Here is a 25,724-nt window from a genome sequence, read left to right as displayed (position 1 = left end):
CGGCGGACCATGGGCCCCGGGGTGGAGATCGTCTCCACCCCCGGCCACCGCGCCCTCCCCCGGGGGTGGACGTCGCCGGTTCCACCCCCGGGACCGTGCGTCCCCACCCGCCCCGGGCCCATCGTCGAGGCATGTCAGCAATCAGCGTCACCCACCTCGGCAAGTCGTTCGGCGGGGTACGAGCCGTCGACGACCTGTCGTTCACGGTGGAACGGGGAACACTCACGGCCTTCATCGGCCCCAACGGGGCGGGCAAGACCACCACCCTGCGCATGATCCTCGGCCTGGTCACGCCCACCGAGGGCACCGCGACCATCGGCGGCGGCCCCTACCGCGACCTGGAGCGTCCCGTCGCCACGGTCGGCGCGGTACTGGAGGCCGCGGCCTTCCACCCGGGACTGAGCGCCCGCACGCACCTGGAGGCGCTCCGCCTCGCCGCGGGGCTGGACGCGGAGCGCGTGGAGCACGTGCTGGAACAGGTCGACCTCACCGCCTCGGCCGGCCGCAAGGTGGGGGGCTTCTCTCTGGGCATGCGTCAGCGGCTCGCCCTGGCCTCCGCCCTGCTGGGGGACCCGGAGATCCTCATCCTCGACGAGCCCGCCAACGGCCTGGACCCGACGGGCATGCGCTGGCTGCGGGGCTTCCTGCGGGCCTACACCCACCAGGGGCGCACGGTCCTGGTCTCCACGCACGTGCTCGCCGAGATCCAGCAGATCGCCGACCACGTGATCGTCGTACGGGCGGGGCGTCTCGCCTGGCAGGGCCCGCTCACCCCGGAGACCGACCTGGAGGAGCTCTACATGGAGGTGACCGCATGAACGGCCTGGTCCGCGCCGAACTGCTCAAGGCGCGCGCGAACCGCACCACCTGGCTCCTGGCCGCCCTGGCGCCCCCGCTGTGCGTGGCCTGGGCGGGGCTGATGGTCTTCTTCATGGGGCAGGGCGGCGGGATGCCGCTCGACGCGCAGATCGAGAACGTCTACAGCATGGCCCACCAGGCCTACATCTTCACCCTGCTGCTCGGCGTCCTCGGCATGGCCGGGGAGAACCGCCACCAGACGATCACCTGGCAGTTCCTGGTCAGCCCCAGGCGGGACCGGGTGGTGACGGCCAAGCTGGCCGCGTACGGGATCGCCGGCCTGGTGATCGCCACGGTCTCGGCGCTGGTCACGCTGGCGGGGGGCCTGGTCATACTCGGCCTGGCCGGCTATCCCGCCTGGACCCCCGCGGTGCCCGCGGTCCTGCTCGGCTCGGTGCTCGCGGTCGTCCTGTACGGCCTGCTCGGGGTGGGCCTGGGAGCCCTGATCGGCAACCAGGTGGCGGCGGTGACGGTGGCGCTGCTCTGGTTCATGTACGCCGACTACGCGCTCGTCAGCTTCCTGCCCGATCTGGGCAGGTGGCTGCCGACCGGGGCGGCCCGCGCCCTGAGCGGCACGCCCCTGGGCGGCGAGCTGCTGCCCGTCTGGGCCGGCGGGCTGCTGTTCGCGGGCTACGTCGCGGTGACCGTGCTCGCCGCCCGCGCGCTGACGCTCCGCCGCGACGTCACGTGACCTCGCCGTACGACGGCACGGCCCCCGACACGGACGGCGGCACGGCGTGCCGGCACGGCCGGCCGTGCCGGGTGGTCCCGGGGGCACGCGTCACGGCGTGTCCCCGGGAACGCGCGTCACACCATGGCGTCGCGGACGGCGGCGTGGGCGGCGTCGCGCATCACGGCGTGCAGCCTCGCGTTGGACTCCCGGTCGCTGCGCACCTCGACCACGCGCAGCCCCTCGCCGCGCAGTGCCTTGACCAGCTGGCCCGGCTCGTCCACGAAGGTGTACGGCGTGCCGGTGGCGGCGGCCACGTAGCCCAGGTCCACCCCGTGCGAGGTGCCGAAGACCCGCTCGAAGGGGTCGCGCAGCGCGGCCTGGGGCAGCAGCGAGAAGATCCCGCCGCCGTCGTTGTTCACCACGACCAGGCAGAGGTCGGGGCGCGGCTCGCGGGAGCCGAGGAGCAACCCGTTCTGGTCGTGCAGGAAGGTCAGGTCGCCCATCAGGGCGTAGGAGGGGCCGTTGTGGGCGAGGGCGGCGCCCATCGCCGACGACACCACGCCGTCGATCCCGGCCGCCCCCCGGTTGGCCATGATCCGCAGGCCCCGCCGGGGACGCATCGCCTGGTCGAGGTCGCGGATCGGCATGGAGGAGCCGGAGAACAGCAGCGCCCCGTTGGGCAGCGCCTCCGCCAGGTCGCGGGCCAGGCGCGGCTCGCTGAGCCCCGACCCGTCCAGCACCTCGTCGATCGCGGCCCTGGCCGCCGTCTCGGCGCGGCGCCAGGAGTGCAGCCACGTGTCGTCGCCCGCGGCGACCGGGATCTCCACCACCTGTGCCACCTGGGTGGCCGAGCGGGTCGGGTCGGGCCAGCGGGTCATGTCGGCCGCGACCACGATGTGCTCGCCCGCGTGCCTCAGCCAGTTGAGCAGCGGCCGGGACAGGCCTGGGCGGCCCAGGGTGACCACGACGTCGGGGCGGTGCCGGTCGGCGAACTCCGGGGTGCCCAGGAGGAAGTGGTAGGCCGACATCGCGTGGTCGCCGTAGCGGGCGCCGCCGTTGGGCTCCGACAGGATCGGCCACCCGGCCATGCCCGCCGCCGCCACGTACCTGCGGGTGTTGGTCGCGCCGTCGCCGACGACCAGCACGCCCCGCCGGGTCGGCGGCAGGTGCAGCGCCACCGGCGGGGAGCCCACCCTGGCGCGCACCCACGGACCCGCGGCGTCGCCCTCCAGGGACTCGGACCAGGACGGGTCGCCGTCCGGGATCAGCGGCTCGCGGAAGGCCACGTTGAGGTGGACGGGCCCCGGGTCGTACGGGCCCATCGCGCGCTGGTAGGCGCGGCAGGCCGTCGACCGCCAGTAGGCGACCTGGCCGGGGCGGTCCTCGGGCACGCCGATCTCGCTGAACCAGCGGACGGCCGTGCCGTACAGCTTGATCTGGTCGACGGTCTGGCTGGCACCGGTGTCGCGCAGCTCGGGCGGGCGGTCGGCGGTGAGCACCAGCAGTGGCACCCCCGACTCGTGCGCCTCGATGACGGCCGGATGGAAGTTGGCCGCCGCGGTGCCGGAGGTGCAGATCAGGACGACCGGACGATCGCTGCGGCGGGCCAGGCCCACCGCCAGGTGGGAGGCCGAGCGCTCGTCCACCCGCACGTGCAGCCGGAGGCGGCTGTCAGCGTGCACGGCCAGGGCGAGCGGCGCCGAACGCGAACCCGGTGCGAGCACCACGTCCGTCAGACCGCAGCGGGCCAGCTCGTCGACCAGCACCGTCGCGAGCGCGGTCGCGGGATTCACCGCACCGCCTCCTTATCTCCGCACCCGGGGGTGAGTCCGTCCTGAGGCGCGCGAAAGCGCCCTCGCCTGCGCGGGGCGGCGCGCCCCGGGACCGAGTCCGTTCGGATCCCCGCTGCCCCCCGGGAGCGGCGGGGCACTGTGCCCTCGCCTGTGCCCTCGCCGCCCACGGCCGCGCCGGAACCTGTCGTCGGCCGCCCCTAGGGACGGCGCGGGAACCTGCCGAAGTCGGGAGAGCGCTTCTCCTTGAACGCGTTGCGCCCCTCCTGCGCCTCCTCGCTCATGTAGTAGAGCAGGGTGGCGTCGCCGGCGAACTGCTGCATCCCCGCGGCGCCGTCGGTGACCGCGTTCAGCGCGCCCTTGAGCATGCGCAGGGCCAGCGGCGACTTGTCCAGCATCTCCCTGGCCCACTTGACCGTCTCGGTCTCGAGCTCGGCGAGCGGCACGACCGCGTTGACCAGACCCCAGTCGAGGGCCTTCTGCGCGTCGTACTGGCGGCAGAGGTACCAGATCTCGCGGGCCCGCTTCAGGCCGACGGTCTCGGCCAGCAGCCAGGAGCCGTAGCCGCCGTCGAAGGAGCCGACCTTGGGGCCGGTCTGGCCGAAGACCGCGTTGTCGGCGGCGATGGACAGGTCGCAGCACACGTGCAGCACGTGGCCGCCGCCGATGGCGTAGCCGGCGATCATGGCGATGACCGGCTTGGGACAGCGGCGGATCTGGACCTGCAGGTCGAGCACGTTGAGCCGGCCGACGTGCGGGGTGGACTTGTCGACGTAGCCGTCGTCGCCGCGGATCTTCTGGTCGCCCCCGGAGCAGAAGGCCCTGTCGCCCGCGCCGGTGAAGATGATCACACCGACCTCGGCGTCCTCCTGGGCGACGTTGAAGGCGTCCTTGAGCTCGAAGAGCGTCGTCGGGCGGAACGCGTTGTGCCGCTCCGGACGATTGATCGTGATCTTGGCGATGCCCTCGCCGGTCTCGTAGATGATGTCCTCGTACTGCCCGGACCTCTTCCAGTCGACGGCACCGTCGCGCTCGGAGGCCGTCTCCGCCACCACCTGCTCGTCCACGCCCGGCTCGACCCGCTCCGTGCTCACGATGGCTTCACCCTCTCCGCTTTACCGGGACCACCCCGGCTGTTGTCCGGCATTCGGCACTAACCTTACGACTGTGATGACCATTCCTGTGCATGAGGAGTGGCTTTCCGTGCAACGGGAATTGCATGCCGTGGTGTCGGCGCCGGGCCCGGAGCTGTTCCGGGCCGTCGGCGCGGCACTGGACGGCCGCGGTCCCGCCGTGCTGCCCCTCTCCCCCGCCCTGCCCGCCCCCGCGTTGCGGGCGACGCTCGACGCGCTGCGCCCGACCCACGTCGACGGGGTTCGCCGCGAGGGCGGCGTCGGCGTGCCCGCCGAGGTCGCGGTGGTCATCGCCACCAGCGGCTCCACCGGCACCCCCAAGGGCGCGCAGCTGTCCGCCGAGGCCCTGCTCGCCTCCGCGTCGGCCTCGCTGCGGCGCCTGGAGGCCGGGGCGGGCGAGCGCTGGCTGTGCTGCCTGCCCCCCTCCCACGTGTCCGGCCTGCAGGTCCTGGTGAGGTCGCTGCTGGGCGGGACCGAGCCGATCGTGCACGACGGGTTCTCCCCCGAGGCCGTGCTCTCCAGCGGCGCGGACCACGTCTCGCTGGTGCCGACCCAGCTGCGCCGGCTGCTCCAGGTGAGTTCGGCGCGTCTTCAGCGTCTGTCGGCGTTCAGGACGATCCTGCTCGGCGGCGCCGCCGCTCCCCCCGCCCTGCTCGCCGAGGCCCGCGCGGCCGGGGCCAGGGTGATCACCACGTACGGCATGAGCGAGACCTGCGGCGGGTGCGTCTACGACGGCGAGCCCCTCGACGGGGTGGGGGTCGACGTCGGCGACGACGGCCGGATCCGCCTGGGCGGGCCCGTGCTGTTCTCCGGCTACCGGCTGCGCCCCGACCTCACCGAGGCCGCGCGCGACGGCGAGTGGTTCCTCACCTCGGACCTGGGCGTCCTGGAGGGCGGGCGGCTGCGCGTGCTGGGGCGGGCCGACGACGTCATCAACACCGGGGGCGAGAAGGTCGTCGCCGCGGCGGTGGCCGCCGTGGTGGCCGAGCATCCCGCGATCGTCGACGCCGTCGTGGTCGGCCGTCCCGACCCCGAGTGGGGCGAGCGGGTGGTGGCCGTCGTCGTCTCGCCCTCCCCGCCGTCCCTGGCCGAGGTGCGCGCCTTCGCCAAGGAGCGGCTGCCCGCCTACGCGGCCCCCGCCGACCTGATCGTTGTGACCGAAATACCACTTTTGGCCAACGGCAAGCCGGATCTCGAAACTCTTCGTTATGGTCGTGATCGGGAACCGTGAAGGTGCCGTGACACGTCCAACAGGTAGCCGAAGCAGGAAGGACAAGCCCGATGAACGTCACCCGCAAGACATGGGTCTCGGCTGGAATCGTGAGCCTGGTCCTCGCCGGCGGCATTTCCGTGACGGCGGCCGCCGCGTCGGGCGGGATCGGGAAGGCGGAGAAACCGTCGGCCGAGCCGGTGCCGGTCGCCCCGAACGAGCCCGGAGCGCCCTCCCAGGAGCCGTCCCCGACCGCACCCGTCCCTCCCGCGGAGGACTTCGTGGTGTCCAGGGAGGTCAATCCCGACCCCGAGAAGGTCGTCGAGTACTGGAGCGAGAACCGTCTGGAGAAGGCGGAGCCCTTCCCGATGCCCATGGTCGACGGCCCCGTGCTCGAAGGCTCCGCTGACCCGGCGCAAGAGGGCCCCGTGGAAGTGATCGAATAGGCTCTCTCGGGCGCCCACGTGCGGGTGGATCGCCGGGAAGGCGGTCCGCCCTTCATATTTTCCGGGTCGAGTCGGGAACAGAAAGTTCTTGCCTGGGGTTATTGGTACTGGTGCGCTGAGCGGCCCCCAGACCGCCCCACCCCAAGACCAGCAGACCGTAAATTCAGACGACTCCGTGATGGAGGAGGTGTCCTCATGCCCCCAACCGCCGTGGCGACCTCATCTGAGGCCCCGACGACCCTCGACCAGCTCCTTGACCGAGGGCGAGTCCAGGGCCACCTTTCACTCGCGGAGCTGCGCCACGCCTTCGCCGAGGCGGGCATCAGCCCGACCGAGGGCAGGTCGATCCTGCGCGAGCTCACCGAGGCGGGCGTCAGCCTGGCGGCCGAGAACGAGCCCGCGCTGTCCGCGTCCGGCACCAAGAGCGCCCGCAAGACCCCCGCCCGCAAGGTCAAGGCCGCGCCCGCGAGGAAGGGGGCGGTGAAGACCGAGACCACGGCCGGTGCCCCGGACGCCGCCACGACCGGTGCGGAGCCCACGGGCGACCTCAAGACCGCCAAGCCCGTCAGGAAGACCGGGGCCGCGAAGGACGCCAGGGACACCAAGGACACCGCGGCGGAGCTCGACGACGAGTGGAACCCGCCGGAGGAGGTCGAGGTCGAGGTCGAGCCGACCCTCGACCTCGACGACCAGTCCTCCGTCATGGGCGACTCGGTGCACACCTACCTGAAGTCGATCGGCCGTCGCACCCTGCTCACCGCCGCGCAGGAGGTCGAGCTGGCCAAGCGCATCGAGGCCGGGCTGTACGCCGAGTCCAAGCTGGAGGCCGAGCCGGGTCTGTCCGCGGCCGCGCGCGACGACCTGGAGTGGATCGCCGAGGACGGCCGCCGGGCCAAGGACCACATGCTGGAGGCCAACCTCCGCCTGGTCGTCTCCGTGGCGAAGAAGTACACCGACCGGGGCATGGCCCTGCTCGACGTGGTCCAGGAGGGCAACCTGGGCCTGATCCGCGCGGTGGAGAAGTTCGACTACACCAAGGGCTACAAGTTCTCCACCTACGCCATGTGGTGGATCCGCCAGGCCATCCAGCGCGGCTTCGCCGACTCTGCCCGCACCATCAGGCTTCCGGTGCACGTGCTGGAGATGCTCTCCAAGCTGTCGCGCGTCGAGCGTGACATGCACCAGCGTCTGGGCCGCGAGCCCACGCCGGAGGAGCTGGGCGTCGAGCTCGACAAGACCCCCGACCAGATCGAGGAGCTGCTGCGCACCAGCCGCCAGCCGATCAGCCTCAACGCCACCATCGGCGAGGACGGCGAGACCACCATCGGCGACCTCATCGAGGACGTCGACTCGCCCGAGGCGTCGGAGGTCGTCGACCGCCAGCTGCTGGGCGAGCAGCTGCGCGGCGTGCTCGGCAACCTCTCTCCCAGGGAGGCGAAGATCATGGCCCTGCGCTTCGGCCTCGTCGACGGCAAGCCCCACACCCTCGACGAGATCGGCAAGTATCTCGGCCTGACGCGCGAGCGCATCCGCCAGCTGGAGAAGGAGTCGCTCTCCAAGCTCCGCCACCCCAGCAACACCCGCCCGCTGCTCGACTGGGCCAGCTGACCGGCGGGCCTGCCGGCACGGCGCCGCCTGCCACCTGAGCCGTCCGGCCGTTCCGAAGTCCCGAAGGGCGCCACCGCGAGACCTCCCGGTCCGCGGTGGCGCCCTTCGGCGTGTTCCGGCCCCCGCGGGGAGTGCCCCCCGGAGGGACCGGCGGGAGCGCGAGGCGCCCCTCCCCGAGGGGCCCGGCGCGGGAACCGGGGCGACGGTCCCCGTACCGGCCCTCGAAGGTCTCGAAGGGGGTCAGCCGCCCATCTCGGCGACGAGGCTCCTGGGGCGCATGTCGGTCCAGGAGCCTTCGACGTAGGCCAGGCAGCCGGCGCGGGAATCCTCACCGTGGACGATCTCCCACCCCGGGGGGACGTCGGCGAACGCGGGCCACAGCGAGTGCTGCCCCTCGGCGTTCACCAGCACCAGGAAGGACGCGCTCTCGTCGTCGAAGGGGTTGGTCATCGGATACCTCCAGCATGGGTGTACCGGGTGGCGAACCCGGCTGTGTGGACTCGCCCGGCACCGGGATGCCCGGCCGGCGCCGGCCGCCCGCGCGGGCGGGCGGGCGGCCGGCGCGGGAGTTTCCCGCCGGCGCGCCCAGGGATCGGCGACCGTCGTCCCCCGCCGGATGCGAGGAGCCGTCCGGGCGCGAGGAGCCGTCCGGGCGCGAGGAGCCGTCCGGGCGCGAGGAGCCGTCCGGGCGCGAGAAAAGGCAGACGAAAATGACATAACTGCGTGCACCTCAGCGAAGTGCCTGGTCACGGCGTTGAGGGAGTGGCCGGAGAGGCCACCGAAGCGGAACACCTTATTAGGAAAGCCTAACCTAAAATCCGCCAAACCGGGAGGCCGGGCCCAGACGACCGGTCATCAGGGCCGGACCACCGTCACCTCCCCCGGACCCGTTCCGGAACGGCGAAACCGCCCGTCACGGGAACGCGTGACGGGCGGCGAGAGGCCGTTCGAACCGGGTCCGCGGATGGAGACCGGTGGGCGGATCAGATCCGCGCCCGGGCACCCGCGGTCGAAAGCCCCGGCGAGGGCCGGGGACGAGGGCCGGGAACGGAGATCAGCGGGCCGAGGCGGCGACCGGGCGCGGGACCCTGGGAATGCCGGTCAGCCGGTTCTGCTCGCGAAGGGTGCGCAGGCGGTTGACCTCGGCGGTCCACTCGGCGCCCTTCGGGGTGGCCCTGCCCTTGCGGCGGCGGATCCGGTCGTCGTACGACCTGATCCCGAACGTCGCGCGCTGGTTGGCCTCGGCCGCGCGCAGGGCCTCGGTGAGCGCCCTGTCGAAGGCCAGCCCGGCGGCTCGCAGCTCCTGCACGGGGGCCGCGGCGGCCTGCGCCCGGCGCACCTCGGCCTCGGCCTCGCGCGCCTTCTCCAGAAGCTCGGGGAAGCTCTTCCCGACCTCCTGGTCAGCGTGGTGACGAACCTCCGCCTCCCGGCTCACGCGCGGTCGGAAAAACGCCATCTTCTTCCCTCTCTCGCCGGTCGCCGGTCTCCTCCGGCAGATCACCGCTCGTAGCCTACGCGGTCCGCCCCCGCCCCACACACTCAGGGACCGGGCCCTCCCGCGAAGCGGTTCGCGCCGCCGGCCGCCTCGCCGTGCGGCGACGCCGAAGAACCTTCGTCCCGCCCGGCGCGCCGTCCTTTACGCAGTAAGGTAAGGGGTGGCAGGATGCCTCCCATGCCTGCCAAGCGACCTCCCGTCCCGCTCTCCAGGGAGCGCATCATCGACGCCGCCCTCCACATCGCCGACGGCCAGGGCCTCCGGCGCCTGACGATGCGGCGGCTGGGCGACGCGCTCCAGGTGGAGGCGATGGCCATCTACCACCACCTGCCGCGCGGCAAGGACGCCCTGATGGACGCGCTGGCCGAGCACGTCACCACCGTCCACGCCGAGCCCGGCGGGAGCTGGCAGGACAGCGCGAGGGCCTGGTGCCGGGCGAGCCGGGCCGCGCTGAGGGAGCATCCCGGGGTGCTGGCCCTGGCCCTGACCAAGCCGCCGAGGGGCAGGGCGGCGATCGCCATCAGGGAGCAGACCGACCAGCTGGCCGACGCGGGACTGGCCGACGCCGCGGGCGCGGTACGGGCCCTTCGGGCCTACGTCTTCGGCGCGGTGGCGGTGGAGGTGCAGCAGTCGGGCTGGGCCGAGCCCTCGGGCGACGAGGACGAGCCCTGGCGTCCCCCGTCCAGGGGAGGCGGCAGCCCGGGGGCGGACGCCGACTTCGAGCACGGGCTGGACGCGCTCCTGGCCGGCCTGGGCGCGCGGTGAGCGCATCGGACCCGGTAAGGGACGGTCAGGGGTGGGAAAACCCGCGTCGGCGCACGTCAGCAACTTGTAACCGATCGTTTACCTGCCTGGCGGCGTGTCGCACTTGGTCGAATGTCCTTATATGAGGCATGCTGTGTTATAGGTCACATCCCCTGATAAAGCCCTGACGGACTGACCCCTTACCAGTTCTCAAACAGTCCTAACGGGCTATGTCGCCAAGGTGCGATCGATCGCACACTTGATCTGCTTGATGTGCGGCTCCCGTTCTGTTAGGGACCGCATGGCCATATATCAACATTCAGATGCTCGTCCCCGTCATACGTGGGAACGGAGACCCATCGGTGACGGTGCCGCCGGATGTCCGATGCCCACCCGTGCCCGGTGTGACCCGGGCGAGCCGACACGAGAGATCCGGAGGCACGCCGATGTGCCCGCACGAGCCGTCCTGTCCGTCCGCCGACGCGCTGGACCGCGAAGCCGCCCGCACCATGGCGGCCCACCCCGAGCAGGGCTGGAGCCTGCTCTGCAACGGTGTGGTGCTGTTCGACGACACCGGCGAGCTCCTCCCGGACGGTGCCGTCATCGAGCCGCACCGGCCACTGGCCGGCGTGGTCTGAGGCCCGTCACACCCGACCGGTCACGCTGAGCGGGTCCACCGAGTCCGGCCGCATCCTCGTGTCGAGCCACTCGGCGACCACCTCGCCCACCCCGGCGGGATTCCTCCCGAGGTCGTGACCCTCTCCCGGCAGCACCACCAGGCGCGCGACGTCCGCCGCCTCGGGCACGCCGAACGGGTCACGGTCTCCGTTCACCACCAGCACGTCCACACCCGCCGCGCGCAGCTCCCCGGCACGTGACCGCTCCGGCTTCCCCGGCGGGTGCAGCGGGAACGCCAGCGCGACGACCGCGCGGGCCCCGACCCTCCCGGCCGTACGGCACGCGACCCTGGCCCCGTTGCTCCGCCCGCCCTGCGCCAGCGGCAGCCCCGGATAGCGCCCGCGCAGCCCGGCCACCAGCGTCTCCCACGCCTCGTCCTGCTTGACCGCCGACCCCGGCGCGCGGGCTCCGCGCATCCGGAACGGCTGGAGCACCCGCGCGACCGTCCCGCCGATCGCCGTCGCGGCGTCCCGCACGGCCAGCAGGTCGGGGGCGTCCACTCCCCCGGCCGAGCCGTGGGTGAGCACCAGCAGGAAACGCGGGGCGGCCACCTCGTCGATCTCCACCAGCGCCGGGCCGTGCGGGGTCGCGATCTCCACGGGCGGGACCGCGCGCGCCGGGAACCCCGATCCCGGCGTGGACGCGCCGTCGGGAGGGGTGGACTCGGAGGTGGACACGGATCTCCTCCTATTGACTGATGCCCGGCGGCCGGCGTGAGGGAACAATCGAAGCGTGCAGGACTATCAAGATATCCGCCAGGACATGCGTGCCACCGTCGAGGCCCGGCGCGACCTCGGCCCCGAGTACGAGGCCGCCCTCATCGAGTCGTTCGTGTCACGCCTGGACGCGACCATCGCCCACCGGGTGCGCGCCGAGATGCACGCCTCCGGGGCGCCGAAGGCCAAGTCGCGCAAGAACTCGAACAGCTCGATCCCGATCGCCCTCGGTTCGATGGGCATCGGGATCCCGCTGACCGCCATCGCGGCGCAGACCTCCGGCACCGCCGGGCTGCTGCTGGCCTGGGGCGGAATCGTGGCGATCAACTTCGCTCACGCCCTGAGCCGCTGGCGGGAGCGCGACTGACACCCGCCGGAGTCCCACCCGGTCTCTCCTCTCCGGTTCCCCGCCCCGGTCCCCCGCTTCGGGCGGACCGGAATCCGCGAGGCCAGGCCGCCGGAAAGGCCGGTGCCCGTGCGAGGTCTCCCACGGGCACGACGAGCATCGCGCCCTCGCCCGGGAGGCGCGCCGCGCGCCCCGGGGTCAGAGGTCCCGGTCGAGGCGGAGGCGGACCTCACCGGCGAGATCCTCGTCGGCGCTGTCCAGGCCGTAGCGCCACACGCGCTCGGCGTCCTCGTCGCGGCCCCTGAGCGGGAGCGTGCGGGCCAGGAGCTCGATGGCCAGCGCACCGGTCTCGACGTCGCCGCCCTCCTCGATCGCGGCGGAGAACTCCGCACACGCCAGCTCCAGGTGAGCGATGCCGAGCATCACCCGCAGCCTCGGCACCTCTGCCGCGTCGGGCACCGCGAGCGCCTCCAGGAGCACCTGGGCGGCCTCCCCCGGCTCGCCCTCCTCCAGGAGTGCCTCCGCCAGCCGCTGGGCGGCACGAGGAGCGATTTCCGGGTCGGCGGTGGCCAGCGCGTCACGCAGCGACCGCTCGGCCTCCTCCTCGCCCGTGGCGAGCCTGGCGAGGGCCATGTGCGCCAGCGGGACGTAGGCGGGATGGCCGACGCCCAGCGCGGCCTGCCAGGCGGCGCGGGCCTGGTCGGCCAGGTCCTCCCGCTCGAAGCTCCCCGCGAGCAGGCAGGCGGCCTGGGCGGCGAACTCCGGATGCCCGGTCGCCAGCGCGGTGCGCGCGGCCGCGCGGGAACCCGCCACGTCCCCGCTCTCCTCCAGCACCACCGCGAGACCCACCGCCGCCTGGGCCCGGTCGGGCTCGTCGGGATCGGCGACCAGCTCGGCGAAGATCGCGGCGGCGCCGTCGAGGTCGCCCGCCTCGGCCAGTCTTCGCGCGGTGTCCAAGGGACGGGTGTCCACCTCAGGCATGCAGGATCCTTCCGGATACGGAGACGCCCCGAGCCTAACGACTCGGGGCGCCCTCCGTCCTGTCGCATTCCCCGCGAATATCGCGGGTCGCACGGGCTTTCCGGTCCCGGCGGGGCCCTGCGGTGATCAGTCCTCGTACGCCTCCAGGGGAGGGCAGGAGCAGACCAGGTTGCGGTCTCCGTAGGCCTGGTCGATGCGGCGGACCGGCGACCAGTACTTGCCCTCGCGCACCGACGGCAGCGGGTAGGCCGCCTCGGTGCGGCTGTAGGGGTGGCCCCACTCGTCGGCGACGAGGCTGTCGGCCGTGTGCGGGGCGTTGCGCAGCGGGTTGTCGGTCCTGTCGTACGCCCCGGAGGCGACCTTCGCGATCTCCTCGCGGATCGCGATCATCGCCTCGCAGAACCGGTCGAGCTCGGCCAGGTCCTCGCTCTCGGTCGGCTCGATCATCAGCGTGCCGGCCACCGGGAAGGACATGGTCGGGGCGTGGAAGCCGTAGTCGATGAGGCGCTTGGCCACGTCGTCGACCGTCACCCCGGTCTCCTTGGTGATCTGGCGCAGGTCCACGATGCACTCGTGGGCGACGAGGCCGCCGCGGCCGGTGTAGAGGACCGGGTAGTGGGGGCTGAGCCTGCGGGCCAGGTAGTTGGCCGACAGGATGGCCTGCTCGGTGGCCGCCTTCAGCCCGTCGGCGCCCATCATCCGGATGTAGGCCCAGGAGATGGGCAGGATGCCCGCGGAGCCGTACGGGGCCGCCGAGACGGGACCCACGGCGGTGCCCTCGCGCAGCGGGTGGCCGGGCAGGTAGTCGGCCAGGTGGGCGCGGACCGCGACCGGGCCGACGCCGGGACCGCCGCCGCCGTGCGGGATGCAGAAGGTCTTGTGCAGGTTCAGGTGGGAGACGTCCGCCCCGAACTCCCCCGGCCTGGCCAGACCGACCAGCGCGTTGAGGTTGGCGCCGTCGACGTAGACCTGCCCGCCGGCCTCGTGCACCAGCTCGCAGATCCGGACGATCGTCTCCTCGTACACGCCGTGCGTGGACGGGTAGGTCACCATGATCGCGGCAAGCTGCTCGCGGTGCTTGTCGATCTTCGCGACGAGGTCGTCGACGTCCACGTTGCCCTGGTCGTCACAGGCGACCACGGCCACGCGCATGCCCGCCATCACCGCGCTCGCGGCGTTGGTGCCGTGCGCGGAGGAGGGGATCAGGCAGACGTCGCGGCCGGACTCGCCGCGGGCGGTGTGGTAGGCGCGGATCGCCAGGAGCCCGGCGAACTCGCCCTGGGAGCCGGCGTTCGGCTGGAGCGACACGGCGTCGTAGCCGGTGACCTCGGCCAGCCAGCGCTCCAGCTGCCCGATCAGCTCGACGTAACCCGCGGCCTGGTCCTCGGGCGCGTAGGGGTGCAGCCCGGCGAACTCCGGCCAGGTGATCGGCTCCATCTCGGTGGTCGCGTTGAGCTTCATGGTGCAGGAGCCCAGCGGGATCATCGACCGGTCGAGCGCGATGTCCTTGTCCTGGAGCCTGCGCAGGTAGCGCAGCATGGCCGTCTCGGAGCGGTGGCTGTGGAAGACCGGGTGGGTCAGGTAGTCGCTGACCCGGGCCAGCGCGGCGGGCAGCGCGTCGTGCGCGGCGGCGTCGAGGTCGGCCAGCACGGCGCCGCTGATCCCGAAGGCGGCCAGGACCTGCTCCAGGTGGAGGAGCTCGGTCCTCTCGTCGCAGGTGACGCCCACGTGGTCGGCGTCGACCAGGCGCAGGTTCACCCCGTTGTCGCGGGCCGCGGCGACGACCGCCTCGGCGCGGCCGGGCACCCTGGCGAGCACGGTGTCGAAGAAGGTGTCGTGCACGACCTCGACGCCGCCCTGGCGCAGGCCCTCGGCGAGCACGACGGCGTGCCGGTGGGTGCGACGGCCGATCCTGCGCAGGCCCTCGGGGCCGTGGTAGACGGCGTACATGCCGGCGATCACGGCGAGCAGCACCTGCGCGGTGCAGATGTTGCTGGTGGCCTTCTCGCGGCGGATGTGCTGCTCGCGGGTCTGGAGCGCGAGCCGGTACGCGGGGCGCTGGTCGGCGTCCTGGGAGACGCCCACCAGGCGGCCCGGCAACTGGCGCTGCAGGCCGTCACGGACCGCCATGTAGGCGGCGTGCGGGCCGCCGAAGCCGAGGGGGACGCCGAAGCGCTGCGAGGAGCCGACCGCGATGTCGGCGCCGAGCTCGCCGGGCGCGGCCAGGAGGGTGAGGGCCAGCAGGTCGGCGGCGGCGACCACCTGGGCACCGCGGGCGTGGGCGGCGTCGGCGATGGCGCGGAAGTCGCGGATCCTGCCGCTGGCGCCGGGATACTGCACGAGCACCCCGAAGCACTCGGGGAGTTCGGCGGTGAAGTCGCTCTCGACCAGCTCGATGCCGAGCGGCTCGGCGCGGGTGCGCAGCACCGCCTTGGTCTGCGGCAGCGCGTCGGCGTCCACCACGAACACCTTCGAGGGGCTGCGGCCCGCACGGCGGGCCAGGGTCATCGCCTCGGCGGCGGCGGTGGCCTCGTCCAGCAGGGAGGCCCCGGCGACGTCGAGGGCGGTCAGGTCGGAGACGACGGTCTGGAAGTTGATCAGGGCTTCCAGGCGGCCCTGGGAGATCTCCGGCTGGTAGGGCGTGTACGCGGTGTACCAGCCCGGGTTCTCCAGGAGGTTGCGGCGGATGACGCCCGGGGTGATCGTGTCGTGGTACCCCAGGCCGATCATCGAGGTGAGCACGGTGTTGCGCCCGGCGAGGACCCGCAGCTCGGCGAGAGCCTCGGACTCCCCGGCCGCCGGGGGCAGGCTCAGCCGCTCCGAGGAACGGATCGCCTCGGGCACGGCCACCGCGACCAGGTCGGCGACGGAGGCGAATCCGACCGCCTCCAGCATGCGGGTCTGGCCGGCGTCGTCCGGCCCTATGTGACGGGTCGCGAACGGAGGAGAGCCGAGTTCGCTGAGCGATGACAGGTCGGTCATTGGTGAAGCCTCCCGGGACGGGGTGGAGACCGGCGCTGGGCGCGGGCGTATGCCTGGTCTCCCCCTCTGTCATCACGACCGTCGTGCGGGGTCGTGACCTGAGAGCTTCACCTGCCCGTTGTCGGGAGGCTTGCACCGTCGGTGAGTCGCGCCTGGCGAGCGCGACTGCTTTCCAGAGTTGCCTCGTCCGTGCGGTACCGGGTGCCTGAGAGATTCCGGGGAGGTTGCTCCTTCGGCGCCCCGATCCTGGTCGGGGTCTCTCCCGCACAGGGTCAGTGGCAGGTCCGAGTTTACCCGGTTCGTCGTGCTCTGCGACGACGGGCCAGCTCATCGGCCTGATGATCTCCTAAAGGGCCCTCGCTCGACTCCGCGCGTTCGCCGGGCAGATCCGCGAGGGAGCCCTCCACCTCCTGCCACACCCGTCCCAGTGCTATGCCGAAGACTCCCTGGCCACCCTGGAGGAGGTCGATGACCTCGTCGGGCGAGGTGCACTCGTAGACGCTCACCCCGTCGCTCATCAGGGTGATCCCGGCCAGGTCGTTGACGCCCCTGTCGCGCAGGTGCTGCACGGCGATGCGAATCTGCTGGAGGGAGACACCGGTGTCGAGGAGCCGCTTGACGACCTTGAGGACCAGGATGTCGCGAAAGCCGTACAGCCGCTGGGAGCCGGAGCCGTGGGCGGCCCGCACGGTGGGCTCGACCAGGCCGGTGCGCGCCCAGTAGTCGAGTTGCCGGTAGGTGATGCCGGCCGCGGAACAGGCCGTGGGGCCCCGGTAGCCGATGTCGGCGGGCACCTTCACCGGTTGCCCGTCGAACAGCAGACCCTCTTCACCCGCGCGCTGACGTGCCGACTGGCGCCGTTCCGGGTCATCCTGATCGGCGTTTCTACCCTCGCCGCTGCTGACCGCCACGCGGACCTCCGGCTTTCTCTCATCCCACGGCCTGATCTGGGGGTTTACGCACGACCGCGGGTTTCACTTGCACCGTAGGACTGGGGCCAAGTCCAGTCAACGACCCCACTCGGCGCGTCGTGAAGCGTAAATGCACCGAAATTCCTACCCCGCGCGGCCGAAGTCCTCGGGCGTGATCGTGTCAAGGAACTCCCTGAACTTCTCCACCTCGTCTTCCTGGTCGTCCGGGATGATCACCCCTGCCTCCCGGACCACGTCCTCACTCGCGAAGATACGTGCGCCGGTGCGAAGTGCCAAGGCGATCGAGTCCGAGGGACGCGCGCTCACCTCGACCCCGTTGGAGAACACGAGATCCGCGAAGAAGATGCCGTCGCGCAGGGCGACGATGTTGACCGTGCTCAGCCGAACGCCGAGCCCTTCGAGCACGTCACGGAACAGGTCATGCGTGAGCGGCCGGGGTGGTGGTTCCTCGGCCTGGGCCATGGCGATCGCCGTGGCCTCCGTCATGCCGATCCATATAGGTAGGTAACGCTCCCCATGCGTCTCTTTCAGCAAGACGATCGGCTGGTTGGAGGGCATCTCAACTCGAACGCCCACGACCTCCATCTGCAACACGGGCTGCTCCGTCTTCGCTGGATTCCGACCGGTTTGTTCAACGTAACACTCGTGGGGGTACGAGTGCCTGGTCAGGTTCTCACCGACCCAGGGCCCCACGAACGCCGGAACGCAGCAGAGAGGCGTGCAATTCCAGCAGCAGGCCGGAGATCTCCCTGGCCGTCTCGTCGGCCTGGTCGATGGCCCCGGGCCTGCGGCGGCGCAGGAGCGGGGCGACGGCCTGCTCCACCAGGCCGGCCTCGCGCTCCGCGGCGGCCTTGACGGCCCGCAGGTGGCGGGCCCGCAGGCCGAAGGCGGCCAGGGCTCCGACGCTGCGGGCCACGGCCAGCGCCTCGGCGTCGTAGTAGCGGGCCACGGCGGCCAGCAGGCCGTAGTCCTCCAGCTCGGCGAGGGTCTCCTCGTCGAGCTCGGCGGCGGCGAGCAGCTCCTCGCGGGTGAGCCGGATCTCGGAGGGCGCGTCGTCGGGGACCGCGCGCGGCCTGGCGGCCGGGCGCTCCTCGCGGTCGGCCGCCTCCAGATGATCCTTGATGACGCGCAGCGGCAGGTAGCGGTCACGCTGCTCGCTGAGGATGTAACGGAGCCGCTCGACGTCGGCGTAGGTGAACTTGCGGTAACCGGAGGGACTGCGCTCCGGCTCGATCAGCCCCTCGCCCTCCAGGAAACGAATCTTGGAGATGCTGACATCGGGGAACTCGCCCTGCAGGAGAGCGAGCACCTCCCCGATGCTCATGTGCGCACGAGCGGCCTGCGAGCTCATCATCCTCCAGCGGCGCCGCGGGTGAGGAAGACGAGGCGGAACTTGCCGATCTGCACCTCGTCACCGCCGTACAGCGGGACCTCCTCGATGCGCTCGCGGTTCACGTACGTGCCGTTCAGGCTGCCGACGTCGCGGACGGTGAAGACCCCGCCGCCGCGCCGGTAGAACTCCACGTGGCGGCGCGAGACCGTGATGTCGTCGAGGAAGATGTCGCTCTCGGGGTGACGGCCCACGGTGGTCAGGTCGCTGTCGAGCAGGAACCGGCTGCCGGCGTTGGGGCCGCGCATCGCGACCAGCAGCGCGGTGCCCGGGGGCAACTGCTCGACGGCCTGCCGTTCGGCGAGAAGCGTCTCACCTGTCTCCGCCTCGTAGGCCTCGATCCCGGAGAGGGAGATCGTCGATGTGCTGTCTCCGGGGGTCTCGGCTTTGGTAAGCGGCGACCCGCATCGTGAACAGAAACGGGCATCCTCAGGATTGGCATGACCGCACTGCGTGCAGTAGACGCTCGGCATCGATCGGCTCGGCCTCCTACCGCGAAGACGCGGCAACGGTGCTCAGTGATGCGCGCCTCGCTTCTTCGCTTCTCAAGTGTTTTCTCGGACTGCGAATGCCGCAACATACAGTGATGAGGCGCGAAGGTCAAGGTTGACGCTGAACCGCGGGTACGGTCGGTGACAAAGTTACAGGGGGGCACTGTCCCCGGTCCATGGCGCCGCGCTGTGTTTGTGGCAACCGCTCGGCCCGCGGCCCCCGTCCAGACGCCTTCCCGCGCCTCCGGCGCGCCCGCCGGGGCCTGGTCCCGTCAGCCGCCCGCGGCCTCCTCGACCACCCGCGCCCAGTGCTCGATCAGGGTCTGCGCGGAGTCGACGTCGAACCCCTCGGCCCACAGGTGGGTGACCGCCTCCGTCGGGTCGGGCAGCACCAGGGTCCAGCTGCCGTCCTCGGCGACGACCCGCACCCCGTCGGTGGTGTCGATGCGGTAGTGCTCGGCGGCCTCGATGACCGAGCGCATCACCGCGCCCTTGGCGGCCCACGGGGTCGGCACGGTCCGGCGCAGCAGCTTGGCCTCGGGGATCCTGGCGTCGATCTGGCTGAGCGAGAGCCGGGTCCTGGCGACCAGGCCCAGCAGGCGCAGGAACACCGCCAGGCCGTCCACCGTGGGGCCGAACTCGGGCACGATGAAACCGCCGCGCCCGTCGGCCGCGAAGATCATCTCTGGTCCCCTGGCGGCGGCGGTGAGCGCGTCGATCGCGGTGGAGGTCCACTCGGCCTGGACGCCGTGGAACCTGCAGACCTGCTCGGCCACCCGGGTGGTGGTGACCGGCAGCGCCACCCTGCCGCCGCGCCGCTCGGCGGCGACCAGGTCGAGCACCACCAGCAGGGCGCGCTCCTCGCTGATCAGCTGGCCCTTCTCGTCCACCAGCGCGACCCGCTCCCCCACCGGGTCGAAGCGCACCCCGAAGGCCGCCCTGGAGGAGCTGACGAGCTCCGCCAGGCGCTGCAGGTCGCGGCGGCGCTCGGCGAGGGTCTCGGTGGGCGAGGCGTCGTCCAGCCGGTTGTTGACGGTCAGCACGTCCACCCCGACCCGGCCCAGCAGGCTGGGCAGCACCAGCGAGGAGGTGCCTCCGGCGCAGTCGACCACGACCTTCATGTCGGCGTCGCGCACCCCGCTGATGTCGACCAGGCGCAGCAGCTCGTGCGTGTAGTCCTCCACCGCCCGGGCGGGGAAGCTCAGCTCGGCGATCTCCCCGGGGAAGGCGCGGCGGAACTCCTGCCGGGAGAAGACCCGGTCCAGCTTGCGCTGGGCCGCCGGGGACAGGTCCGCGCCGTGCTCGTCCATGAAGACGATGTCGACGCTCTGCGGGTCGCCGGGGGTGGTGCGCAGCGCGATGCCGCCGACGGCGTTCTCCCTGGCGGTGTGGAAGCGGGCCACCGGGAGCGGGGACGCCTCCAGGTCGAGCACGTTGATCGCGCTGGCGTTCAGGGCGCTGATCACGGCCCGCTTCAGCGCCCGCGCGGCGCGGGAGGAGTCGCGGGAGGTGATGACCGAGGTGCCCTTCTTCAGGGTGGTGGCGTAGGCGCTGGCCAGCCGTACGCACAGCTCGGGGGTGATCTCGACGTTGACCAGCCCCGAGACCCCCCGGGGGCCGAACAGGTTGCGCTGGGCGCGCGGCTCCCAGATGACGCTGTTGTTGATCACCGCCCCGGCCTCGATGGTCTTGAACGGGTAGATCTTGACGCCCGAGGAGATGTACGCCTCGGCCTCGATGATGCACTCGTCGCCGACGACGGCGCCCTCCTCGACCCTGGCGCCGGTCATCAGGTCGGTGTTCTTGCCGATCACGCAGCCGCGCAGGTGGGCGCTGGGCCCGACGTAGACGTTGTCGTGGACGACCGCGCGGTGCAGGAAGGCCCCCTCCCTGACCACCGCGTTGCTGCCCAGCACGGTGTACTCGCGCAGCTCGGCGCCCGCCTCGATCTTGGCGTAGTCGCCGACGTAGAGGGGGCCCTTGAGGACGGCGTCGGCGTCGACCGAGGCCCCCTCGGCGACCCAGACGCCCGGCGAGACCTCGAAGGCGTCGATGTCGACCTTGACCCGGCCGGACAGGACGTCGGCCTGGGCCTTGAGGTAGCTCTCGTGGGTGCCGACGTCCTCCCAGTAGCCGTCGGCCACGTAGCCGTACAGCGGGGCGCCGCGCTCCAGCAGCCTGGGGAACACGTCGCCCGACCAGTCGACGGACTCCCCGGCCGCGATCTCGTCGAGGACCTCGGGCTCCATCACGTAGATGCCGGTGTTGGCGGTGTCGGAGAAGACCTGGCCCCAGGTCGGCTTCTCCAGGAAGCGCTCCACCCTGCCCTGGTCGTCGACGATGACGATGCCGAACTCCAGCGGGTTGGGGACGCGCTTGAGCCCGATCGTGACCATCGCGCCGTTCTCGCGGTGGAAGCGGATCATGTCGGTCAGGTCGATGTCGGTCAGCGCGTCGCCGGAGATGACCAGGAAGCGGTCGTCGCGGAGCCGGTCGGCGGCGTTCTTCACGCTGCCCGCGGTGCCGAGCGGCGTGTCCTCGGTGGCGTAGTACAGGCTCATGCCGAGCTCGTCGCCGTCGCCGAAGTAGTTGCGGACCAGGGCGGCCAGGAACTGCACGGTGACCACCGTCTCGGTGAAGCCGTGCCGTTTCAGCAGGCGAAGCACATGCTCCATGATCGGCCGGTTGATCACGGGTAGGAGAGGTTTGGGCTGGTTCGCGGTCATCGGCCGGAGCCGTGTCCCCTCCCCGCCCGCCATGACGACGGCCTTCACAGATCACCTCTTAAGGCGTTTGGCCTCGCTTGTCAGCTGACGCACCTGTACCCAATACAGCACCCCGGACCACCAGTACAGGCCGGTGCCCCAGATGGCCAGGGACCAGCCGACGATCCCCGCCACCTCGCCGTACCAGGAGGGATGGTGGGCCAGGAAGAGCAGTGGGAAGGCGTAGAGCAGGTTGGCCGTGGCGGCCTTGCCGAGGAAGTGCACGGGCAGCGCGGGACCGTACCCGAGGCGGCGCAGGATGATCGGGATGCCCAGCAGCATCACGTCGCGCAGCGGGATGGCCAGCGCCAGCCACCAGGGGATGATCTCGCGCATGGCGAGGCCGAACAGGGTGGCCAGGATGTAGAGCCGGTCGGCCAGCGGGTCGAGCAGGCGGCCGAGCCTGCTGGTCTGGTTCCAGGCACGGGCGATCTTGCCGTCGAGCCAGTCGGAGAACCCCGCCAGCATCAGCAGGGCGACGGCCCAGCCGTCGGCCTTCGGGCCCAGCACCAGCCACAGGAAAACCGGCACCCCCAGAAGCCTGGCCAGGCTCAACGCGTTGGGAACCGTCCAGATTCGGTCCTCGGCCCCCGATGCTTCCGGATTCACCGGCTGATCTCCCTCCCCGTACCTGATGGTGACACTACTGCGTCGGATGCGGCCGGGTGGATGGTGGGCGCGGGGGATACGCGTTATCGTTCCGTTCGACCAACGCGGGAGCCCGGAGAACCGGGCTGAGAGGACGGCCGAGACAGCCGCCGACCGCCAGAACCTGCTCCGGGTAATGCCGGCGAAGGGAGTTTGCGCGATGACCGACGCGCGTATTTCCAGCTCCAAGATCTACCAGGGCGACCTGCGCGTCCCCATGCGCGAGGTGCGCCTGACCGACGGGACCGCGGTCACGCTGTACGACACCTCGGGCCCCTACACGGACCCGTCCGTGACCACCGACGTCACCCGCGGCCTGCCGCGCCCGCGCGAGGAGTGGATCCTGGAGCGGGGCGACACGGTCCGGTACGGCGGCCGGCCCGGCGCCCCCGGCGACGACGGCTACCGCGACCGCGACGCCTGGGCCCGCGACCTGCGTTCCCTCGACGCGGTCTTCACCGGCGGCGGCGACCGGCCGCTGCGCGCGGCGGGGGCGCCGGTCACCCAGTTCGCCTACGCCCGCCGCGGCCTGGTCACCCGGGAGATGGAGTTCGTCGCGGTCCGCGAGGGCGTGACGCCGGAGTTCGTCCGCGCCGAGGTGGCCGCAGGGCGGGCGATCATCCCGGCCAACGTCAACCACCCCGAGAGCGAGCCGATGATCATCGGCCGCAACTTCCTCGTGAAGATCAACGCCAACATCGGCAACTCGGCCGTCGCCTCGACCATCGAGGAGGAGGTGGACAAGATGACGTGGGCGATCCGGTGGGGCGCCGACACGGTGATGGACCTGTCCACCGGGCGCAACATCCACACCACCCGCGAGTGGATCATCCGCAACTCCCCGGTGCCGATCGGGACCGTCCCGCTCTACCAGGCGCTGGAGAAGGCGGGCGGCGACGCGGCCCGCCTGTCGTGGGAGATCTACCGCGACACCCTGATCGAGCAGTGCGAGCAGGGCGTGGACTACTTCACCGTCCACGCGGGGGTGCGCCTGGCCCATGTGCCGCTGACCGCGCGGCGCAGGACCGGGATCGTCTCCCGGGGCGGCTCGATCATGGCGGCCTGGTGCCTGGCGCACCACCGCGAGAGCTTCCTCTACGAGCACTTCGCCGACATCTGCGAGATCCTGGCCCGCTACGACGTGGCGTTCTCGCTGGGCGACGGCCTGCGCCCCGGATCGATCTCCGACGCCAACGACGAGGCCCAGTTCGCCGAGCTCAGGACGCTGGGCGAGCTCACCGGGATCGCTCACGCGCACGACGTCCAGGTGATGGTCGAGGGGCCCGGCCACGTCCCCATGCACAAGATCAAGGAGAACGTCGACCTGCAGCGCGAGCTCTGCGCCGACGCCCCGTTCTACACCCTCGGCCCGCTGACGACCGACGTCGCGCCCGGCTACGACCACATCACCTCGGCCATCGGCGCGGCGATGATCGGCTGGTACGGCACGGCGATGCTCTGCTACGTCACGCCCAAGGAGCACCTGGGCCTGCCGGACAGGGACGACGTGAAGACCGGCGTGATCACCTACAAGATCGCGGCACATGCGGCCGACCTCGCCAAGGGCCACCCGGGCGCGCAGGCATGGGACGACGCGCTGTCCGACGCCCGGTTCGAGTTCCGCTGGGAGGACCAGTTCGCCCTCTCCCTGGACCCCGAGACCGCCCGGTCCTTCCACGACGAGACGCTGCCCGCCGCCCCGGCCAAGACCGCGCACTTCTGCTCGATGTGCGGTCCGAAGTTCTGCTCGATGAGGATCAGCCATGACGTGCGCAGGTTCGCCGAGGAGCGCGGCCTGACCGGCGCCGAGGCCCTGGAGGCGGGGATGCGCGAGAAGTCGGAGGAGTTCTCCCGCGAGGGCGGCCGGGTCTACCTGCCCGTGGAGGGTCTCTGAGCCGCCAAGATCGACCAGGTGGCGTACTGCCCGCGCTTCCGTACCCTCTACCCTTCAAACCATGACCAATGACACCACGCTCTTCCTGGGGCAGTGGATCCGCTCGCCGGGCACCGTCGGAGCGGTGGCGCCGAGCTCGCGGCGGCTCGCCGAGACGGTGGCCTCGCCGATCCCGCACCGGGGCGACCCGGTGATCGTCGAGCTCGGCCCCGGCACGGGCGCGTTCACGGCGGAGATCCAGCGCCGGCTGGGCGGCCGGGGGCACCACATCGCCGTCGAGATCAACCCGAAGCTGGCCGAGTTCCTCGCCGCCAGGAACCCGGGAGTGGACGTCGTGGTCGACGACGCGGTACGGCTGCCCCAGCTGCTCCAGGAGCGCGGCCTGCCCCAGGCCGACGCGATCGTGAGCGGGCTCCCCTGGGCCGCGTTCTCCGAGGAGATCCAGGCCCGCCTGCTGGGCGCGGTCACCGGGATCATGGGCCCGCACACGGCCTTCACCACCTTCGCCTACAGCTTCGCCAAGCGCCTTCCTCCGGCGCGGCGCTTCAGGAGGCGCCTGATCGACACCTTCGAGGAGGTCGTCACGGGCCGGACGGTGTGGGGCAACGTGCCGCCGGCCTTCGTCTACCACGCGCGCAGGCCGCGGCTGGACCCCGCCCGGGAGGCCTGATCCCGCGGGCCCGGGGCCGGGACGCCACGAAGATACCGAACTACGTTCTACGATTGCGCCCGCAGCCAGAATGGAGTTGATCATCGTGGACTTCACCCTCCCCGAGAGCGCCCTCGCCGTGCAACGCGGCATCGGCGACATCTGCGCCCGCTACGACCTGGACTACTGGCAGCGGTGCGAGAGCGAGAAACGCTGGCCCGAGGAGGTCTGGCAGGACCTGGCCAAGGGCGGCTGGCTCGGCCTGGCCGTGCCCGAGGAGTACGGCGGCGGCGGTCAGGGCCTGCTGGAGCTGGCCGTGGCCACCGAGACCCTGTCGGCCTCGGGCTCGGCCGGCGGCTCGGCGTTCACCTACGTGCTCACCCCCGGGTTCGGCGCGATGACCCTGTCCAGGCACGGCAGCCGGTGGCAGCGCGACGAGCTGCTGCCCAGGCTGGCCACCGGCGAGCTGGAGACCTGCTTCGCGCTGACCGAGCCCGACGCCGGGTCCAACGCCCTGGGCATCTCCACCTTCGCCCGCCGCGACGGCGCGGAGTTCGTCGTCAACGGCCAGAAGATCTGGATCACCGGCGTGCAGCGCGCCACCTGGATGCTCCTGGTCACCCGGACCATCCCGGCCGCCGAGGCCAAACCCCGCTCCAACGGCCTGACCGTCCTGCTGGTGAACGTCCCCGAGGCGGTCGCCGCCGGGCAGCTGTCCTTCCAGCCGATCCCGAAGCTGGGCGCCAACACCACCCCGTCCAACATGGTCTTCCTCGACGACCTCCGGGTCCCGGAGAGGAACGTGGTCGGCGAGGTCGACCAGGGCGCGCTGGTGCTGTGGGACATCCTCAACCCCGAGCGCGTCCTGCTGGCCGCCTCCGCGCTCGGCGGCGCCGAGGTGGCGCTGCGGGTGGCCGTGCAGTACGCCAAGGAGCGCGAGGTCTTCGGCCGCCCGATCGGCGCCAACCAGGCCATCGCCTTCCCCCTCGCCCAGGTCAAGGCGAAGATCGAGCTGGCCAGGCTGATGCTCTACAAGGCCGCCTGGCTGTTCGACAGGCAGCTGCCCTGCGGCACCGAGGCCAACATCGCCAAGCTGACCGCCTCGCAGGCCGCGTGGGAGGCGGCGGACCACGCCTTCCAGACGCACGGCGGCATGGCCTACTCGCTGGAGTACCCGGTGGCCCGCCTGCTGGCCGACGCCCGCATCGGCAAGGTCGCCCCGGTCACCGAGGAACTCCTGCTCAACTACCTGGCCACCCAGGTGCTCGGGCTGCCCAGGAGTTTCTGACCCGATC

Annotated in this window: 24 protein-coding genes and 2 riboswitches; of the genes, 11 read left to right on the top strand and 13 right to left on the bottom strand. The window is 71.8% G+C overall.

Features of this window, described 5'->3' with window-relative positions; all coding sequences use genetic code 11:
- The first annotated feature begins 131 nt into the window (after window positions 1-131).
- A complete protein-coding gene (locus ACVCAG_RS33400) occupies window positions 132-818 on the top strand; it encodes an ATP-binding cassette domain-containing protein (protein ID WP_440087391.1) in 687 nt (228 codons plus the stop codon).
- Window positions 815-1,549 carry an ABC transporter permease gene (locus ACVCAG_RS33395; protein ID WP_440087392.1) on the top strand — a complete coding sequence of 245 codons (735 nt, stop codon included), beginning with the start codon at window positions 815-817 and terminating at the stop codon, window positions 1,547-1,549. The genes ACVCAG_RS33400 and ACVCAG_RS33395 overlap by 4 nt, the downstream gene beginning before the upstream one ends.
- 116 nt (window positions 1,550-1,665) lie before the next feature.
- Here ACVCAG_RS33395 and menD read toward each other — a convergent pair whose 3' ends face one another.
- On the bottom strand, window positions 1,666-3,324 hold the full coding sequence (menD, locus tag ACVCAG_RS33390) for a 2-succinyl-5-enolpyruvyl-6-hydroxy-3-cyclohexene-1-carboxylic-acid synthase (RefSeq protein WP_440087393.1): 1,659 nt from the start codon (window positions 3,322-3,324) through the stop codon (window positions 1,666-1,668).
- 197 nt (window positions 3,325-3,521) lie between these two features.
- Window positions 3,522-4,373 carry a 1,4-dihydroxy-2-naphthoyl-CoA synthase gene (menB, locus tag ACVCAG_RS33385; RefSeq protein ID WP_440087428.1) on the bottom strand — a complete coding sequence of 284 codons (852 nt, stop codon included), beginning with the start codon at window positions 4,371-4,373 and terminating at the stop codon, window positions 3,522-3,524.
- Between the two features lie 151 nt (window positions 4,374-4,524).
- On the opposite strand from menB, the gene ACVCAG_RS33380 reads away from it, so the two are divergent.
- The 3 genes from ACVCAG_RS33380 to ACVCAG_RS33370 all read left to right on the top strand — a co-directional run bounded on the left by ACVCAG_RS33380 (window position 4,525) and on the right by ACVCAG_RS33370 (window position 7,718).
- The gene (locus tag ACVCAG_RS33380) at window positions 4,525-5,685 is read left to right on the top strand and encodes an AMP-binding protein (protein ID WP_447191068.1); all 1,161 of its coding nucleotides are present in this window, start codon (window positions 4,525-4,527) and stop codon (window positions 5,683-5,685) included.
- A 50-nt stretch (window positions 5,686-5,735) separates the two neighbouring features.
- A complete protein-coding gene (locus tag ACVCAG_RS33375; protein ID WP_440087395.1) occupies window positions 5,736-6,110 on the top strand; it encodes a hypothetical protein in 375 nt (124 codons plus the stop codon).
- A gap of 195 nt (window positions 6,111-6,305) precedes the next feature.
- The gene (locus ACVCAG_RS33370; RefSeq protein WP_447191067.1) at window positions 6,306-7,718 is read left to right on the top strand and encodes an RNA polymerase sigma factor; all 1,413 of its coding nucleotides are present in this window, start codon (window positions 6,306-6,308) and stop codon (window positions 7,716-7,718) included.
- Between the two features lie 240 nt (window positions 7,719-7,958).
- On the opposite strand, the gene ACVCAG_RS33365 is transcribed toward ACVCAG_RS33370, so the two are convergent.
- The gene (locus ACVCAG_RS33365) at window positions 7,959-8,168 is read right to left on the bottom strand and encodes an MbtH family protein (protein WP_440087397.1); all 210 of its coding nucleotides are present in this window, start codon (window positions 8,166-8,168) and stop codon (window positions 7,959-7,961) included.
- A 604-nt stretch (window positions 8,169-8,772) separates the two neighbouring features.
- The gene (locus ACVCAG_RS33360; RefSeq protein WP_362695838.1) at window positions 8,773-9,174 is read right to left on the bottom strand and encodes a hypothetical protein; all 402 of its coding nucleotides are present in this window, start codon (window positions 9,172-9,174) and stop codon (window positions 8,773-8,775) included.
- 216 nt (window positions 9,175-9,390) lie between these two features.
- Between ACVCAG_RS33360 and ACVCAG_RS33355 the strand changes: the two genes are divergently transcribed.
- Both ACVCAG_RS33355 and ACVCAG_RS33350 read left to right on the top strand, forming a co-directional pair.
- A complete protein-coding gene (locus ACVCAG_RS33355) occupies window positions 9,391-9,978 on the top strand; it encodes a TetR/AcrR family transcriptional regulator C-terminal domain-containing protein (RefSeq protein WP_440087398.1) in 588 nt (195 codons plus the stop codon).
- A gap of 425 nt (window positions 9,979-10,403) precedes the next feature.
- The gene (locus ACVCAG_RS33350) at window positions 10,404-10,595 is read left to right on the top strand and encodes a DUF5999 family protein (protein ID WP_329094021.1); all 192 of its coding nucleotides are present in this window, start codon (window positions 10,404-10,406) and stop codon (window positions 10,593-10,595) included.
- A 6-nt stretch (window positions 10,596-10,601) separates the two neighbouring features.
- Here the strand turns inward: ACVCAG_RS33350 and ACVCAG_RS33345 are convergent, their stop codons facing one another.
- A complete protein-coding gene (locus ACVCAG_RS33345) occupies window positions 10,602-11,234 on the bottom strand; it encodes an alpha/beta family hydrolase (RefSeq protein WP_440087429.1) in 633 nt (210 codons plus the stop codon).
- A gap of 133 nt (window positions 11,235-11,367) precedes the next feature.
- On the opposite strand from ACVCAG_RS33345, the gene ACVCAG_RS33340 reads away from it, so the two are divergent.
- A complete protein-coding gene (locus tag ACVCAG_RS33340; protein ID WP_440071437.1) occupies window positions 11,368-11,718 on the top strand; it encodes a hypothetical protein in 351 nt (116 codons plus the stop codon).
- A 177-nt stretch (window positions 11,719-11,895) separates the two neighbouring features.
- Here ACVCAG_RS33340 and ACVCAG_RS33335 read toward each other — a convergent pair whose 3' ends face one another.
- The 8 genes from ACVCAG_RS33335 to ACVCAG_RS33300 form a co-directional block, all read right to left on the bottom strand.
- Entirely contained in the window at window positions 11,896-12,678 is a 783-nt protein-coding gene (locus ACVCAG_RS33335) for a hypothetical protein (protein ID WP_440087399.1), read from the bottom strand.
- A 126-nt stretch (window positions 12,679-12,804) separates the two neighbouring features.
- A complete protein-coding gene (gene gcvP / locus ACVCAG_RS33330; protein ID WP_440087400.1) occupies window positions 12,805-15,660 on the bottom strand; it encodes an aminomethyl-transferring glycine dehydrogenase in 2,856 nt (951 codons plus the stop codon).
- Window positions 15,661-15,842: 182 nt separating this feature from the next.
- Window positions 15,843-15,935: riboswitch (glycine riboswitch) on the bottom strand.
- Between the two features lie 15 nt (window positions 15,936-15,950).
- A complete protein-coding gene (locus ACVCAG_RS33325; protein WP_440087401.1) occupies window positions 15,951-16,571 on the bottom strand; it encodes a MerR family transcriptional regulator in 621 nt (206 codons plus the stop codon).
- A gap of 144 nt (window positions 16,572-16,715) precedes the next feature.
- The gene (locus tag ACVCAG_RS33320) at window positions 16,716-17,186 is read right to left on the bottom strand and encodes a bifunctional nuclease family protein (RefSeq protein ID WP_326639501.1); all 471 of its coding nucleotides are present in this window, start codon (window positions 17,184-17,186) and stop codon (window positions 16,716-16,718) included.
- A 79-nt stretch (window positions 17,187-17,265) separates the two neighbouring features.
- Window positions 17,266-17,916, bottom strand: coding sequence for a transcriptional regulator FtsR (gene ftsR, locus ACVCAG_RS33315; RefSeq protein ID WP_440087402.1), 651 nt, complete (start codon window positions 17,914-17,916; stop codon window positions 17,266-17,268).
- A gap of 26 nt (window positions 17,917-17,942) precedes the next feature.
- The gene (locus tag ACVCAG_RS33310) at window positions 17,943-18,455 is read right to left on the bottom strand and encodes an FHA domain-containing protein (RefSeq protein WP_329079681.1); all 513 of its coding nucleotides are present in this window, start codon (window positions 18,453-18,455) and stop codon (window positions 17,943-17,945) included.
- A gap of 290 nt (window positions 18,456-18,745) precedes the next feature.
- Complete coding sequence (locus ACVCAG_RS33305) at window positions 18,746-21,247, bottom strand: sugar phosphate nucleotidyltransferase (protein ID WP_440087403.1); 2,502 nt, start codon at window positions 21,245-21,247, stop codon at window positions 18,746-18,748.
- Window positions 21,248-21,250: 3 nt separating this feature from the next.
- Window positions 21,251-21,847, bottom strand: coding sequence for a CDP-alcohol phosphatidyltransferase family protein (locus ACVCAG_RS33300; RefSeq protein WP_440071431.1), 597 nt, complete (start codon window positions 21,845-21,847; stop codon window positions 21,251-21,253).
- 94 nt (window positions 21,848-21,941) lie between these two features.
- Window positions 21,942-22,054, top strand: a riboswitch (TPP riboswitch).
- On the opposite strand from ACVCAG_RS33300, the gene thiC reads away from it, so the two are divergent.
- The 3 genes from thiC to ACVCAG_RS33285 all read left to right on the top strand — a co-directional run bounded on the left by thiC (window position 22,047) and on the right by ACVCAG_RS33285 (window position 25,717).
- A complete protein-coding gene (thiC, locus tag ACVCAG_RS33295) occupies window positions 22,047-23,780 on the top strand; it encodes a phosphomethylpyrimidine synthase ThiC (RefSeq protein ID WP_447191066.1) in 1,734 nt (577 codons plus the stop codon). (Overlaps the previous riboswitch by 8 nt.)
- Before the next feature lie 61 nt (window positions 23,781-23,841).
- Complete coding sequence (locus tag ACVCAG_RS33290; protein WP_440087405.1) at window positions 23,842-24,450, top strand: rRNA adenine N-6-methyltransferase family protein; 609 nt, start codon at window positions 23,842-23,844, stop codon at window positions 24,448-24,450.
- An 85-nt stretch (window positions 24,451-24,535) separates the two neighbouring features.
- Window positions 24,536-25,717, top strand: a complete 1,182-nt coding sequence (locus ACVCAG_RS33285) for an acyl-CoA dehydrogenase family protein (RefSeq protein ID WP_440087406.1) — start codon at window positions 24,536-24,538, stop codon at window positions 25,715-25,717.
- Window positions 25,718-25,724 lie beyond the last annotated feature (7 nt).

This window comes from Streptosporangium sp. G12, from assembly GCF_052983175.1.
This window is presented reverse-complemented; position numbering and strand designations above follow the sequence as displayed.

Excerpts from the sequence above, each read along its gene's own strand:
- ACVCAG_RS33400 (WP_440087391.1), top strand. The coding sequence starts at position 132 with ATGTCAGCAATCAGCGTCACCCACCTCGGCAAGTCGTTCGGCGGGGTA.
- ACVCAG_RS33395 (WP_440087392.1), top strand. The coding sequence starts at position 815 with ATGAACGGCCTGGTCCGCGCCGAACTGCTCAAGGCGCGCGCGAACCGC.
- ACVCAG_RS33375 (WP_440087395.1), top strand. The coding sequence starts at position 5,736 with ATGAACGTCACCCGCAAGACATGGGTCTCGGCTGGAATCGTGAGCCTG.
- ACVCAG_RS33370 (WP_447191067.1), top strand. The coding sequence starts at position 6,306 with ATGCCCCCAACCGCCGTGGCGACCTCATCTGAGGCCCCGACGACCCTC.
- ACVCAG_RS33365 (WP_440087397.1), bottom strand. The coding sequence starts at position 8,168 with ATGACCAACCCCTTCGACGACGAGAGCGCGTCCTTCCTGGTGCTGGTG.
- ACVCAG_RS33360 (WP_362695838.1), bottom strand. The coding sequence starts at position 9,174 with ATGGCGTTTTTCCGACCGCGCGTGAGCCGGGAGGCGGAGGTTCGTCAC.
- ACVCAG_RS33355 (WP_440087398.1), top strand. The coding sequence starts at position 9,391 with ATGCCTGCCAAGCGACCTCCCGTCCCGCTCTCCAGGGAGCGCATCATC.
- ACVCAG_RS33350 (WP_329094021.1), top strand. The coding sequence starts at position 10,404 with ATGTGCCCGCACGAGCCGTCCTGTCCGTCCGCCGACGCGCTGGACCGC.
- ACVCAG_RS33335 (WP_440087399.1), bottom strand. The coding sequence starts at position 12,678 with ATGCCTGAGGTGGACACCCGTCCCTTGGACACCGCGCGAAGACTGGCC.
- gcvP (WP_440087400.1), bottom strand. The coding sequence starts at position 15,660 with ATGACCGACCTGTCATCGCTCAGCGAACTCGGCTCTCCTCCGTTCGCG.
- ftsR (WP_440087402.1), bottom strand. The coding sequence starts at position 17,916 with ATGAGCATCGGGGAGGTGCTCGCTCTCCTGCAGGGCGAGTTCCCCGAT.
- ACVCAG_RS33310 (WP_329079681.1), bottom strand. The coding sequence starts at position 18,455 with ATGCCGAGCGTCTACTGCACGCAGTGCGGTCATGCCAATCCTGAGGAT.
- thiC (WP_447191066.1), top strand. The coding sequence starts at position 22,047 with ATGACCGACGCGCGTATTTCCAGCTCCAAGATCTACCAGGGCGACCTG.
- ACVCAG_RS33290 (WP_440087405.1), top strand. The coding sequence starts at position 23,842 with ATGACCAATGACACCACGCTCTTCCTGGGGCAGTGGATCCGCTCGCCG.